Annotated in this window: 13 protein-coding genes and 1 tRNA gene; 6 read left to right on the plus strand and 8 right to left on the minus strand. The window is 50.8% G+C overall.

The genetic code is table 11. From position 1 onward, the window contains the following. Positions 1 to 270: hypothetical protein (locus LKK83_RS07675; protein ID WP_324630442.1), on the plus strand; the 270-nt coding region annotated here is incomplete at its 5' end. 2 nt (positions 271 to 272) lie between these two features. Here the strand turns inward: LKK83_RS07675 and LKK83_RS07680 are convergent. The 4 genes from LKK83_RS07680 to LKK83_RS07695 form a co-directional block, all read right to left on the minus strand. Further along, positions 273 to 346: transfer RNA gene (locus LKK83_RS07680), tRNA-Pro, on the minus strand. A 50-nt stretch (positions 347 to 396) separates the two neighbouring features. Further along, a complete protein-coding gene (locus tag LKK83_RS07685) occupies positions 397 to 762 on the minus strand; it encodes a DUF1818 family protein (protein ID WP_324630443.1) in 366 nt (121 codons plus the stop codon). Positions 763 to 814: 52 nt separating this feature from the next. Then, positions 815 to 1,465 carry a hypothetical protein gene (locus LKK83_RS07690; protein ID WP_324630445.1) on the minus strand — a complete coding sequence of 217 codons (651 nt, stop codon included), beginning with the start codon at positions 1,463 to 1,465 and terminating at the stop codon, positions 815 to 817. 47 nt (positions 1,466 to 1,512) lie between these two features. Then, complete coding sequence (locus LKK83_RS07695) at positions 1,513 to 1,752, minus strand: DNA-directed RNA polymerase subunit omega (RefSeq protein WP_324630446.1); 240 nt, start codon at positions 1,750 to 1,752, stop codon at positions 1,513 to 1,515. A 198-nt stretch (positions 1,753 to 1,950) separates the two neighbouring features. Here LKK83_RS07695 and LKK83_RS07700 point away from each other — a divergent pair, with 198 nt between their 5' ends. Both LKK83_RS07700 and LKK83_RS07705 read left to right on the plus strand, forming a co-directional pair. After that, positions 1,951 to 2,667 carry a GDSL-type esterase/lipase family protein gene (locus LKK83_RS07700; protein WP_324630447.1) on the plus strand — a complete coding sequence of 239 codons (717 nt, stop codon included), beginning with the start codon at positions 1,951 to 1,953 and terminating at the stop codon, positions 2,665 to 2,667. A gap of 78 nt (positions 2,668 to 2,745) precedes the next feature. Next, positions 2,746 to 4,314 carry a D-alanyl-D-alanine carboxypeptidase gene (locus LKK83_RS07705; protein ID WP_324630448.1) on the plus strand — a complete coding sequence of 523 codons (1,569 nt, stop codon included), beginning with the start codon at positions 2,746 to 2,748 and terminating at the stop codon, positions 4,312 to 4,314. Positions 4,315 to 4,644: 330 nt separating this feature from the next. Here the strand turns inward: LKK83_RS07705 and LKK83_RS07710 are convergent, their stop codons facing one another. After that, positions 4,645 to 7,545 (minus strand): ATP-binding protein, encoded by a 2,901-nt coding sequence (locus LKK83_RS07710; protein ID WP_324630449.1) that lies wholly within the window; start codon positions 7,543 to 7,545, stop codon positions 4,645 to 4,647. Between the two features lie 446 nt (positions 7,546 to 7,991). Here LKK83_RS07710 and LKK83_RS07715 point away from each other — a divergent pair, with 446 nt between their 5' ends. Next, positions 7,992 to 8,195 (plus strand): hypothetical protein, encoded by a 204-nt coding sequence (locus LKK83_RS07715; RefSeq protein WP_324630450.1) that lies wholly within the window; start codon positions 7,992 to 7,994, stop codon positions 8,193 to 8,195. A 254-nt stretch (positions 8,196 to 8,449) separates the two neighbouring features. Here LKK83_RS07715 and LKK83_RS07720 read toward each other — a convergent pair whose 3' ends face one another. After that, positions 8,450 to 8,665, minus strand: a complete 216-nt coding sequence (locus tag LKK83_RS07720; protein ID WP_324630451.1) for a DUF2949 domain-containing protein — start codon at positions 8,663 to 8,665, stop codon at positions 8,450 to 8,452. 219 nt (positions 8,666 to 8,884) lie between these two features. Beyond that, positions 8,885 to 9,034 (minus strand): hypothetical protein, encoded by a 150-nt coding sequence (locus tag LKK83_RS07725; protein ID WP_324630453.1) that lies wholly within the window; start codon positions 9,032 to 9,034, stop codon positions 8,885 to 8,887. A gap of 80 nt (positions 9,035 to 9,114) precedes the next feature. Here LKK83_RS07725 and LKK83_RS07730 point away from each other — a divergent pair, with 80 nt between their 5' ends. Further along, positions 9,115 to 9,321: a hypothetical protein gene (locus tag LKK83_RS07730; protein ID WP_324630454.1), complete on the plus strand. Its 207-nt coding sequence runs from the start codon at positions 9,115 to 9,117 to the stop codon at positions 9,319 to 9,321. A gap of 593 nt (positions 9,322 to 9,914) precedes the next feature. Here the strand turns inward: LKK83_RS07730 and LKK83_RS07735 are convergent. After that, positions 9,915 to 11,267 (minus strand): CmpA/NrtA family ABC transporter substrate-binding protein, encoded by a 1,353-nt coding sequence (locus tag LKK83_RS07735; RefSeq protein ID WP_324630455.1) that lies wholly within the window; start codon positions 11,265 to 11,267, stop codon positions 9,915 to 9,917. A 1,025-nt stretch (positions 11,268 to 12,292) separates the two neighbouring features. Here LKK83_RS07735 and LKK83_RS07740 point away from each other — a divergent pair. Further along, a complete protein-coding gene (locus LKK83_RS07740) occupies positions 12,293 to 13,294 on the plus strand; it encodes a PleD family two-component system response regulator (protein ID WP_324630456.1) in 1,002 nt (333 codons plus the stop codon). The last annotated feature ends 118 nt before the right edge of the window (positions 13,295 to 13,412 follow it).

The raw sequence follows: 13,412 nt of genomic DNA on the forward strand, positions 1-13,412 counted from the left end.
AACCCAGATCTCAAAGGTCTCGGCCCAGAAGCCCGCGCCGTACCGCCTAAGCGGTCGGCGTCGGGAGTACGTCACAAAATAGCGCTACAGAAATTCTCGATCGGGCGAGTACGAAATCCCCCGGAATCCCCGATCGCCCCGCCCACAGAGGGCAATAAAAATCCCGGCAAAAACCTCGCCCCGCGCGCCGCCACTGCCACACCAAAAAAAACGGGAAAGCGGTCAGGAGATGTTAAAACCTCTGCTGACCGCTTCCCCGTTTTTTGTTAGAGTCGGAGCGGCGGGATTTGAACCCACGACCCCTACCACCCCAAGGTAGTGCGCTACCAAACTGCGCTACGCCCCGACAACGATTTACAATCATAGCACGAGATTTTTGCAGATGCAAGGGGTTTGCTAAAAAATTTTTAATCCTTTTGCGGCGCGCACCAATTCCGGCAGGGGGGCGGGGGGCCAACTGCACTCGCAGCGCCGTCCCCGATTGAGGATCAGGTGCAAGCGGTAGGCATCGGGATAGCCTTCCACTTCCATCCACAACCAGTCGCTTTCGGCTTCACAGGCGATTTTTTCTTCATCCATCAACTCATTCGCCATTTGAGTCATGGTGTGGGCAAGCTGACCCAACAAGCGACAAAAATCGTTTAACTCCTCTTCGGTGAGTTCGATCGCCCAGTCGTCGCCGCCGACTAATCCTTTAAATTCCGCCGCTTCTGGATCCCAGCCAATCCGCCACCCGGGTCCGCTTTTGATAATTCGATTCATGCTCGATGGTGCCCTGTTTGAAATTCGCGATAAATCCTTAATTGCAAAGGGATTAAAGTTTCAGTAAATCTGCATCTCCCGGTTCTGGGAGGGGTGCAGGGGAATCCGGTGCCCTGGGCGGTGGGGGTGTGTCTTCTGCTTCAGGGGCAGGGGAAGGTTCGATGTTGTCGTAGTTGGGATTAAAAATCGTCACCAGGACATAGATGAGTTCGTCGCGCTGCTGGCGGTTAAGCTGGGCGATCGCCGCGCGATCGCGTTCCAGTGGGTTTTCCTCCAACAGGTCGTATCCCGGATATTCCACCGGGTCGATCTCCTGATTTGCGCCTAAATAGTCTGCCAGGGTGAATTTCCAGTCCAAGCGGAACATGGGCAGGCGATTTTTTACGAATAGGTGATAGGCGATTATCCGACTAGCGAGGGTATTGTCGGCATCCACTTCCCCGGTTTCTTTCTGAATGTAGTCATTTTCCCGGGGAAAATCGGGCAAGCGTTGGTACACTTGCCGCCAAGCTTCCCGAGGATCCCGGCGTCGCCGAGGCGGATCGGGAGCCACATCTTGGGCGATCGCCCGGGATGGGGCAAAGGGGGTCAAATGCCCTGGGGCAATGAAGTCCGACCCACCCCAGGTTAGACTGACCACGGTGACACAGAAGGCGGCGATCGGCCAAAACAGTTTTTTCGAGCGTTTTATCCACCGTTTCACTGTTCGCATTTTCCCCAAGTTTCGCGATCGCTTTTCCCTTCGATAGTCTATTCCCCGATAATTTCCGGTTGCGTCAGCTCATCGGACATTTCGATAATCGCTCGCATTACCGGCTTTAAAATCGGCTCGTCCCAACTGTCAAAGTCTTCATAGCGCCGACGTTTGGCTCGATTCGCCACTTGTACCGTAATCCGATATCGATTTGGTGCGGCATTAACCAAATCCTCTGCTCGTCGCATCAGATGCATGGGATCCAACGAACTTGATGAAGATGAACGCTTTTGCATAGAGTAGAGTGATTGGCGAGAGAACCTCTCTAGTTTATCAATTTGATTTGAAAGTGACCGCTTGGGCTTTTTGGATTTCACAGGCGATTGCTCCAGTATGGATTCGCTACCAGTCATTAACAGAATTTTATCGAATCGATGTATTTTGTTATATAAATGTAAAGAATTAATACAGTCACGCAGGGAGTTGAATTCGTAATGCAGGTCATGGCAACATCTTCTGAGCAGCGATTTCGTCGAGTCCTCAACCCGGCTCTCAAAATCGTGGCGTTAGGGGATAGCATCATTTACGGTTTTGGCGATCCCGTGGGCGGGGGTTGGGTGGAACGACTGCGACGGGAGTGGATGTTGCCCGACAGCGCCGGTCACGTACTTTACAATCTCGGGGTGCGCGGCGATCGCGTCTCGAAAGTCTCTATTCGCCTCGAACATGAATTTCGCAATCGCGGGGAACTGCGCAACCAAGTCCCGGATGCCATCATTCTCTCGGTGGGGGTCAACGATACGGCGCGTCTGGGACACAGCAGCGGGCGCAATTTCACCCCGTTTGACGCTTTTGGCCAAGAACTGGCTCATTTGCTCGATCGCGCTTTGGCGCTTTGCCCGGTGTTCTTCGTGGGCATGGCACCGGTGGATGAAAGCAAAATGCCGTTTTCCAATTGTTTGTACTTTACCCAGGCGGATCAGTATCGCTACAAAACCGCGACCCAACAAGCTTGCGAAGCACGCAACATTCCCTATCTCGATATTTTTGACCTGTGGTGCGATCGCGGGGAACAATGGTGGCGATCGCGTCTCGGAGACGATGGACTACACCCCAATGTGGCGGGTTATCAATCTTTACTCGCAGATGTACTCCACTGGCGTCCCTTCACCGAGTTAGTCGGCGTCGGCGAACCCTCCTACCAAGGGTAAGGGGTCAGAACATGTCCCCCGGCGTCGCTGTGGTAGCGCTCAGAAACCAGGAATCGCGCGCCAAATCCTGGAGACGCTATGAATCGCGTCTCTACAGCCACCTCCCTAGAGTCAGTAACCCGGTTTCTGGTCATGGGATGGGAAATCTATAAAAAATTGCTAAGGGTGCGGGCAATTCGCCAGATTTATGTTGATTACGGGTGGCGGCGATCGGCATCGCCAAGGGCAGCAAACCGAGGGGATATGCGACGGGGACAAGAAACCCGCCGCGATCGCGCGTCCCAACCTGCGAACAGTCCAATCACACACGAAAATACATTTGCAACCATGCTGGAGTTACTGAGTTCGGGTGTCTTATCCCTCTGGCTAGAGACGTTAGGGGTAAGCATTTCCCGCGAAGAGGCTATCGAGTTATTGGCAGGACCGGCGATTCCGGGACAGGTGTTCGCCACGATTCCCGATCCGCCCACAGAACGTCAGGTGCAAGACTATTTAGAGCAATTGCAGGCAAAAGGATTGTTGGCAGACACTCAGGGGGTCTGGGTGCAGTCGAGTCATCAACTGCTCGTCAATCATCGAGGGACCATTCCAGTGCCGGCAGCTTCGATTACCAAGGTGGCCACTTCTTTAGCAGCGGTGCTCACTTGGGGCCTCGACCATCAATTTAAAACCGAAATCAGCACCACGGGAACTCTCGAGGGAGGGGTCTTACAAGGAGATTTAATCCTTACCAACGGCAATGACCCGTTGTTTGTCTGGTCCTCGGCGATCGCGGTGGGAAATACCCTAAATCAAATGGGCATTCGTCGCGTCACCGGCAATTTGGTAATTGTGGACAATTTTTCGATGAATTTTGTCGAAGCGGACCCGCGTGCTAGTGGGGAATTGCTGAAAATTGCCTTGGATTCGAGCCAATGGACCCCCGAGGCACAAAAAGCCTATGAGAAAATGGCACCGGGTACCGCAAAACCCCAGGTGGCGATCGCAGGCAATATCGTGACCTCCAATGCACAATTGTCTGAGCAAACGGTATTGTTGCGCCATCATTCTCTCCCCTTGGCTGAGTTATTGCAACAGATGAATATTTACAGCAATAATGTGATGGCCGAGATGCTCGCTACGGCTTTGGGCGGCCCGCAAACCGTGCGCCAACTTGCTGCTGAGGCGGCGGGCGTCCCACGAGAGGAAATTCAGTTAATTAACGGATCCGGTTTGGGTCACGAAAATCAAATTTCCCCCCGGGCGGCAGTTTCGATGTTTATGGCGATTCAACGCTATTTGCAACCGCATGAAATGACCTTGGCTGACTTGTTTCCGGTTTCCGGACGCGATCGCGGCACGATGGATTATCGTCAAATTCCCCCCGGTTCGGTGGTGAAAACCGGCTCGTTATGGGATGTGAGCGCTCTGGCGGGGGTCCTTCCCACGCGGGATAAAGGCTGGATTTGGTTCGCCATTCTCAACCGAGGGGATTATCTCATGGGATTTCGCGATGCTCAAGATAAGCTGTTGCAGCAGTTATTGCAAGGATGGCAGACGTCGTTGCGTCCTCCCATGCCCCCGAAACCCTGGAATGCCGGCCAGGTGAATGCTCGCCCTCTAGATGCGGCGACTCGCACTGAAATTATATATAAAATGGGGGGATAGGGTAACGTTTGAGAATGGGCAGCTTTCACTCTAGGGTGGAGGATCGGGGGTCTTTTTCTCACTTAAAATCGGCGGTCGAGTTCATGTACCCTGAGATCCGGGGGAATCGCTGTGGTAAAAACAATTTTTTACAGCTATTCCTCCGGAGATTATATTCGCCCGAGTCGGTCGGCACAAGGGTTGCTGGGTTTGCTGGCTAGCTTCCCCTCGGCGGGGTGTGTTTTAACCAAAAATTTCCCTACTTTGCGGTGAAAGGGTGGCAGAGTGGGCGATGCCCACCCTCCCGGAAACGGGGATAGGATTTGGCGATCGCGCGCCGTGCTCACCGTATTATTCCTCATCAAACACCCAGCCTGCTTCCTCATCCCACACTTCGTCATCCTCTGGGCGCGCGATCGCCTCATCCCAGTCCGATCCTTCCATCTCTTCGCGCGCTTCTGTCTCCCTCGCGCTCGAAATGGACTCGATAGGGGCAAGATCGCTCGGGAGATAAACGGTAAACGTCGAACCCGCGCCCAATTCGCTTTCCACGAGCAAATCCCCACCCATGAACTGACATAAACTGCGACTGAGAGCCAGTCCCAGACCGGTACCGCCATATCGCCGGGTACGAGAAGAATCGACTTGGGTAAACGGCTCAAACAAATTATTCATTTGTCCTGCTGTCATGCCAATTCCGGTATCCCGGACGCGAAACGAGATCCAATTTTGACCCGTTTGTGTGGCACTCCCAAGCGCAGTGGGAGAGGAATTCAACACCTGGAAATTTGGTGCGGTTTCCCGCGCGATTTCCACCGCGATTTCCCCCTGTTCGGTAAACTTCGTGGCATTATCTACCAAATTCCACAACACATGCACCAATTTAGTGCGATCGGTGCAAATCGTTCCCACATCCTCTGCACCTTGCACGGTTAACCGATTATGATTTGTCACCAGTTTGTGTTCGATTCTCTCGAACACTTCCTCCATGAATTCAACTACCTCAAAGCAAGACACCTCTAACTCCATTTTGCCGATTTCTAGCTTCGAGTAATCCAAAATATCCCCGATCGCCATCAGCAAATCTTGACCGGCTTTATTAATACTCTGCAAATCTGCAACAAACTCTTCATCCTCAATGCCCAAATCTTTGGCATCTTCCTGTAGTAAATCGCTGTAACTAATAATCGTGGTCAAAGGGGTGCGAAGTTCGTGGCTCATATTCGCCAAAAACGCGCTTTTGGCTTGGTTTGCTGCTTCGGCTTCGGTTTTCGCCCGGTGCAGTTCGGCTTCAAAGCGCTTGTGTTCGGTAATATCTCGGGCAAAAATACAATTATACTCTTTTGAATTGACTTCAAAATAATTAATTGTAATTTCCACGGGAAATACATTTCCTTCTTTCGTGCGATGGCGAGATTCGAGTCGAACTGAACCGAATTCTTTAATTTCGTCCCAGTAGTCTTGCCAGACTTCCGGCGGTAAATCCGGGTGAATGTCATGCACGCTTAACGACAGCAATTCTTCCCGGGAATAATTTAAGGCCACACAAGCGGAATCATTTACATAGAAGAAGCGACCTTCTGGTGTCAGCCAAAATACCGAGTCGGCGGCGTTATTAATGGAAAATTCCAGCACATCTCGGGTTTCTTCGAGCTGCGTGCGGATGTGAATTTCATCTTGCAATTTGCCGATCGCTTCGGTTAAATCTTTCGTGCGTTCCTGCACCCGGCTTTCCAATCGTTCGTTGGCAATTTGCAGTTCGGCTTCGGCATTTTTGCGCTCGGTAATGTCAAATCCAACAAACACCGCTGCATTGCCTTGGTGATATTTTTGCGAGACTACTAAAAAATGCCGCGTCTGTCCGCCAACCGGCATCTGGATTTCCTGTCGCGCTTCTTTTACCGGATTGGCAAAAAATTGAGGCACTAATTGGTTAAACCGAGCAGACCCTTGTAAAAAGCCAATCCTTTTCCCCACAAAAGTGCCCGGTGCTTTATTGAAGGTTTTGGCTAAATATCCGTTAACGCCGAGATATTTTAAATCGGAGCTAAACCAAGAAATGCAGCCAGGTACGGCATCCAACACGGCTTGCAGTTGCTCGTTTGCCGATTCGAGTTCGGTTTGAGTTTTTAGGCGATCGTGGGTTTCCAAGGCTAAAGCAGTGTAATCGCCAATGGAAGCGGCAAAATTCTGTTCGCCTAACTTCCAGCGTCTCGGAGGGCCGAGATGTTCGCAGGATAAGAAGCCCACTAGCTGACCGCCGATGCGAATCGGTACGGTTAACATGGAGGAAATGCCCAAGGGACGCAGATATGACTCGGCAAATTCTTGGGTTCTCGGGTCGCTCAGGGCATTATTGGCGGCGATCGCCCGTTCCCCGTCTAAGGCGCGGAAATAATTCGGATAGTTTAGGGTGAGCAGAAAACTGCCGGCAGAATGATGACTCAGGTGGCGTTCGTACAGTTCGATGCTGCTAATTCGCGAGCGATCGTCGTTGTAGAGCCACACCCCTACTCGTTGCACCCCCAGGGTCTCGGCGGTGGCTTCCGTGATTTCTCGCAAGGCGGCTTTGAGATTTCCCCCGTTTTGCGTCTTGCTGCGGGCGAGTTCTACAAGCACTTCGCTTTGGCGGCGCAGTGCTCGTTCGTCGGTGTGGGAACGAGAGAGGGATGCACTGGGAGATGCCGGGGTGGGGGTTTCGATGGGGTCGGGAAGCGGCTGTTCTTGCGGTGTTCGCTCAGTGGCGATCGCGGATCTAACCTCTCGCAAAATCAGCAATCCGCCAATTTCACCCCCCGGGTTTCTCCAAGGATGTGCTTCCCATTTCACCGTTTCCATACCTTCGCCCACCGGATGCGGTTCTTCCCATTTTTCCACGGATCCGGCCAAACAGGCAGCTTGTACCTCGCGCCAGCGATCGCGAACCCTTTGCGGGTCTGTATGGTCTCGGGGGTGTTCTCTGTTGGCTCTCGATGGCTGTAGCATGGGCAAGAATTCGTAATGAGAGCACCCCAGAAGGGAAGGCGATGTCTGGTCAGGGTTTCCTGACCCAGGGGCAGGCTTGCGCTTTTGGGAATTCTCGGGGTTTGAGTTGGGAGGATGAAGGGGAAGGCTTCTCTCCTCTATCCCGCAGGCGATCGCCCATTGACGAGACATGACCAGGTAACGCATCTGGCGATCGACTATCGCCACTGCTCTAGGGACATTTTCTAAAAATACGGAAAACAGATCTCGATTTGCTTGAGAGTACATGGGACAGTTCCAACAGCTCTGTTAATCAGGATAAATCGGAGCATCTGACCGAGACGCAGCCTGCACCTGTCACTGTTGTAGCAAGGGATAAAATTTTTGACCGAATGCGAACTCACCCCTATGAGCGATCGCCACTTGGGGTGCTCCCCCATTCCCGGCTTTTCCCTTGCTGCTATAAATGCAATTATAACGCAAAATTCGTGGGGGCGTTGGTCTGCCCTTCCCCCCCACCTAACGGCAATCCTGCCGAATTTGCGAACTCGAACCCTTCTGCAGGCCGACTTTTGAAACCTTTTTTGATTTAAAGTTTACATTTCTAAACGGTTTGTCGCCCTAAACGTTAAGCTTTGTTGCAAAATGCGACGATCGGCGAAAGTAATGGTAACGTCTTATGAGTGGCAAGCGATAGCCGCAGATCCAGAAAGGAGAACACTTTGGCTTCAACTATGAATCGTTATCCATCCTGTTCAATTCGTGAAGACATCAGTGAGTACGTGGCGCATCTTCAGCTTCACATGACGTTACAAGCCCGCAATTTGGTGCCGACCCTCAACCCGGAAAGCGAGGATAGTCGAGCGCAACTGTTGCAACAAACTCAGGCGTTGTCTGAGAAGCAAGTCTCTCGACAACCCATCGAGTTGTCTGAATGAACCCCAGCGGCGTTGCCGAATAAAATTTAATGAATTTCAAAATCGGAGCTTGACAGCTCTGATTTTTTATGCTTTTACAGCCGATTCCAGCCACAGATCTCAGCAGCACTGACCCACGAATTCTCTATCTGAGCATCCCTGGCGAAGCTGGCGATCGCGCCCGATCCACTAGGGGCACGCCGATTGTGGTGGTGTGAATCCAGGGCATGGGAATGTTCCTATCATCGCGCCAGCGCAGCGATCGGCTTGCCCGATTAATGTTGTCCGTCTAACGTGGTTCGATTGTCCAACCAATCGAAAATCCGTTCGAGCTGTTCGAGAGAAACTAGCCCATATTGCCACAAAATCATCGGTAGCGGACCGACATTTTGCTCGCAATAGCGCTGCGCCATCTCGATAGAAGACGGTGAAATGGCGAGTTCTTCTTGTAAAAATCGAATCAGTTGGGGATAATTGTTATAGAGTTTCACGGCTAATTTTGTTAACGAATGATGAGCTGAAGTTAATAATGATTTTCATCCCTAAGAGGTGTGAAAAGCCTCTACCTCAGGGAAGGAAAGGTAGAGGGAGAAAAGGTAGATATTCTGTAACGGGGAAGGAGTTTGGCGCACCAGGTTTGACCGCTGTCAACCCCCCGGAGAAACGTTCTCGAAAGAAATCGCGCAACCGCCACGAAATCCCCGCAAACACTAACGATCGCTTTCGCTGAAGTCGAACGAGTGAATACTGACGAGAATCAATCCTCGGGGTTTCGCCCTATAGCCACTACAACGGCTTTGTTTGGCGATCGCGGCGCTACGGATCCACCAGCGGCTCCGAACGAATAGTCCGATCGACATTTAAACTACAGCAAATCCCGCTCGACTCTTAAAAAGTCAGGGTCGGTAAGGGCGAGAATGGAAACCCCTGTCATTGATGTATGGAAAGGCAAATCTCTCCCTTGCACCAACAACCGCCCCACCGGGCATCCTTACATGGGATACAGGTGTCCATCCTCTGGGTGGAGTTTATTTTCGATCGCCCCCTCTTTGCCTCCAACAGCGCGATCGCGCGTCGCCGTGCCACGGTGCGGGGCCGCTGGTCAATGTTACGCTTCTGTCCTTTCCACCTGTACGGCTGTAACTGAGATCCGGCTATTTAACATCTTGGTTCTAAAGCCTGGAACTGGCAGCGTATCCCAGAGATTGAACGTTAACTTGTCGGCGTAACCTAGACCGAATTTGTCTCAGGCGGGTCAGGTGTTAGTACAAGCCCACCACTGAATTCCTGGGATTGGCTCCTACGGAGTTCCTGATACCACAGGCTGAAAGTTTCGGTGATTGGGTTTTGACTCACTCCCCACTGCAAGCAGAATTAGACCTTTATCCCTTGGGAAAAACCCCGCTCAGATAAAGGTCGCTCGAGAAGCTTAGCATATCAATGCGCCTCTGGCATCGATTATTTTACAACAAAAAATGAACCCTAGAGTGGTGGGTCAAACCCCTCATTTTCAGTAAAATTGCCGAGACTCGGCCATCGATTTGCAATCCAATCTAGAAAGAAACCGGGTTTAGGCATCTAATTTGATGCTAATGAGTTCTAATTGGGGGAAGAAACCCGGTTTCTCAACCTCTACTTTAGTGACCCATACACATCATCGTTGTAAATGAATACCCGATCGCCAATTCGGCGATCGCGGTTTGGGGATTAAATCCGCCGTTATTTACCCTCGGGTTTGAATTAAACGCGCTTAATTGCCAAACTGTTGAGGTAGGCTTCGGGATTTTCGGGGTCAAATGTTTTGTCGTCAAAGAAGGTTTCCAAGCCGCGCGAGGTGCTGGTGGGAATATCGGAAAATCCGGCTTCTCGAGCAGCTTCGCGCCAGAGGTCTTCCCGGTTGACGCGATCGATAATTTGCTTGGCGGTATCGATATCGCTGATTTGCTCGCGGTGGAAACCCCAGCGAATCGTTTCGGTGAGGAACCACAAATCGTGACTCTTGTAGGGATAAGATACGTTACCGCGCGGATCGGTCCAATAGAGCGGCCCCATGTTTAAATCTTCAATTTCGGCTTTGCCATCCCCCATTTTGTAGTTGCCGGCATAGGGGGGTTCGAGTACCGCTACGGGAATGTTAAAGTAGTTCGGACTGGAGACGATTTGAACCATTTCGGCGCGGTTTTCTGGCTTGTCGCACCACTGCTGCGCCTCCATAATGGCTTTTAATAAGGCTTTGGTTGCTTTGGGATGTTTGTCCACCCAGTCTGCACGAATCCCTAAGTATTCTTCTGGGTGATAAGGCCACAGTTCTGAGGTCAAACCTGCCATGAACCCGATATCTTCGGCGATAATTCGGAAGGGCCAAGGGTCTCCGGTGCTGAAGGCATCCATCGAGCCATTTCGCATCCCTTGAACGGTTTCTGCAGGGGGTACGGCAAGCAGATCGATATCTGTATCTGGATCGATGCCGCCTGCGGCAAACCAATAGCGAATCCAAAAGTCTTGGTTCACATTGGGAAAGGTATGGGCGGCTTTAAATTTGCGCCCTTCGTTGGCAGGAAAACTTTTAATATATTCGGCAGCACCGGAGAGATCCATGCTGAGTCCTTGACCTTGGTGAATGTCGGCGATCGCGATCCCGTTTCCGTGGGTATTTAATTGCGCGAGGACGTACATCGGCACTTTTTGGCCGTTGGTAATAATCCCTTCGCTAATTAAATGCGGCATCGGCATCTGCCACTGTCCGCCATCGATTCCTCCACCTTGGGAACCAAGGGTGACCTTATCCCTAGCTGAAGCCCAGTTTGCTTGTTTGGATACCTCTACGTCGGTCATTCCGTAGCGTTTAAAAAAGCCTTTTTCTTGGGCAATTACCAACGGAGTCGCTTCCACAATTGGAATGTAGCCGAGTTTGATGCTTGTGGTTTCGGGCACTTGTTCGGGACTCAGTTCGATCGCTTCTGCGTCGGCGGACATATCCGAGGCAGAAGGTGAATTTCCTAAACAGCCTTTGAGCAATACGGAACCTACTGCAGAGGCTCCAGCAGTTAACAGGAATTTCCGGCGAGAAAATTGGCTTGAGAAGTTGCTCATAATTTATCCTGGTTGCATGTTGGAGTGGGTTTCAGTTGTCCGCTTCGCGATCGCAAAGGCTCTGGGCGATCGCCTCTTTATTTCGATGCAACCTACTGCAATTTACTGATGGGCAGGAAACCCGGGGATTCACATCAATTAGAACATCACGTTTCCCCCGGAGGCAATTGATTCACGAACTCAACCCTATGTCATTAGATGAGTTTATCTGGCAGACTCGGTTGAGTTTTGGTTAAAAACCAGCTTACAACCTTGAAAGCCTCATTGGCTAACCCATCTGGCTAAAATATAAAATAAATCTTAAATCTTGTCTATAAGCATTTATTGTGGGTTATTTTTTTAGTAAAAATACCTACTTATGTGTCCAGTTACGGTATCATGGTAACAACAGAGTTGACCTGATAAATCAGACCCCTAAAACACTCAGTTTTTCGTCAAAACTGCTAAAAACTCTTGTGTGGGAGCGATAATGACAATAAAACCAACTCTATATTAAACCGTTTGTAAAGTTTTGTATCGCGTTGAGGCGGCTCTGGCAGATCGATGGAGTTCAATAAATCTTCAGGATAGAGTGAACTTTATCTGTTGCTTGGATTCAGCGCCAATCCGACTGGAAAAAATACTTATTACGACCATTCAACCGCGTCGGTGCAAGGGTGGTGTGGCTCCACCTTTCTAAAGGCGGGGATTTATCAGTCCTATCTCGACTCGATTGGGTATCAGACCCACACTGGTTGAATGCATCCGCAGCAAATAAGCAAAATTACTTACCGTCTTCAGCGTTTCCCAGGCTCCCAGGGCACCCCTCAAGGAGTCCAAAATCATCCATCCAAAGACACGGCGGGGGTTTTTTGCCTCAAACCGGGCAAAATTTTGGTAGAATAATTAATCAAGCAGACCGGAGAAAAATTAGCGATCGCGGCATGGAAAAGTGGAGCAAGATAAGGCGATCGCCACTGTAGAACCCTAGACCGTTTAACAAAAATCATCAGAAAAAGCATTCGCGCCAACCATCCGAGATAGAAATGAGCCGTAATCCAGAATTTAAAAAAAAACCGCCTTTCATTCTAATTGTCGATGAAGATGCATCCAGGCGGGGGTTGCTCGTTCGCGCCATGCAGAATGAAGAGTATGGGGTTTTCGAGGCATCGAATGGCGAAGAGGGTCTGAAGCGCGCGCGCGAATGCAAACCAGATTTAGTCTTGCTCGATGCCGACTTGCCAATCCTCGATGGTTTCGAGTGCTGCGGTCAAATCCAATCGATGATGGGGGAAACCGCGCCGGCGATTTTAATGATGATTGTGGGCAATGACAACGCTGCTATCGATCGCGCCTTTGAGGCGGGGGCCACGGATTTTCTCTCGAAACCCATCCATTGGACGGTATTGCGTCAGCGTGTGGGACGGATTTTGGCCTCGCGCTGGGCGATCGCACAACTGCAGCGACAAATCCAGCGCGAACATCTGTTAACCGAACAATTGGAACGCGCCAATCAACAGTTACAACGTCTTGCTTTAATCGATCGCTTGACTCAAATTGCCAACCGTCGCTACTTTGACCAACACCTCAGCCAACAATGGAATCAACTCGCCCGCGAAGAATCGTCTCTCTCTTTAATCATGTGCGATATAGATTGGTTTAAGTCGTATAACGATACCTACGGTCATCAAGCTGGGGATGAATGCCTGCAAACCATCGCCAATTTACTGAGTGACTCGGTGAAGCGAGCGGGAGATTTGGTAGCGCGCTATGGCGGGGAAGAATTTGCGATCGTCCTGTCCCATACCGATACGAAGGGAGCGTTACAACTAGCAGAATCAATTCGAGAAACTCTCAAGGAGCGAGCCATCCCCCACAAGAACTCTCCCATTAATGACGTCGTAACCCTGAGCTTAGGCGTGGCCAGTATGATTCCCACCCCAAAATCCTCGGCCAACAAACTGATTGCCGAAGCTGATGATGCCCTCTATCAAGCAAAAGAAAGCGGGCGAGATATGACTTGCTTGGCACAAAGTACAGCTACCTAATAGAAACAGACGCTTGTCGGCAAAGTATGATTCAACCCCAAAAACAACAAAGCCCCCTTCAAGAAAAGAAGGAGGCTTTGCGTAAAAATTAACCGGGCACCGAGCTATTTTCCCAGGA

This window comes from Phormidium sp. CCY1219 (genome assembly GCF_035615515.1).
GTDB lineage: Bacteria > Cyanobacteriota > Cyanobacteriia > Cyanobacteriales > Laspinemataceae > CCY1219.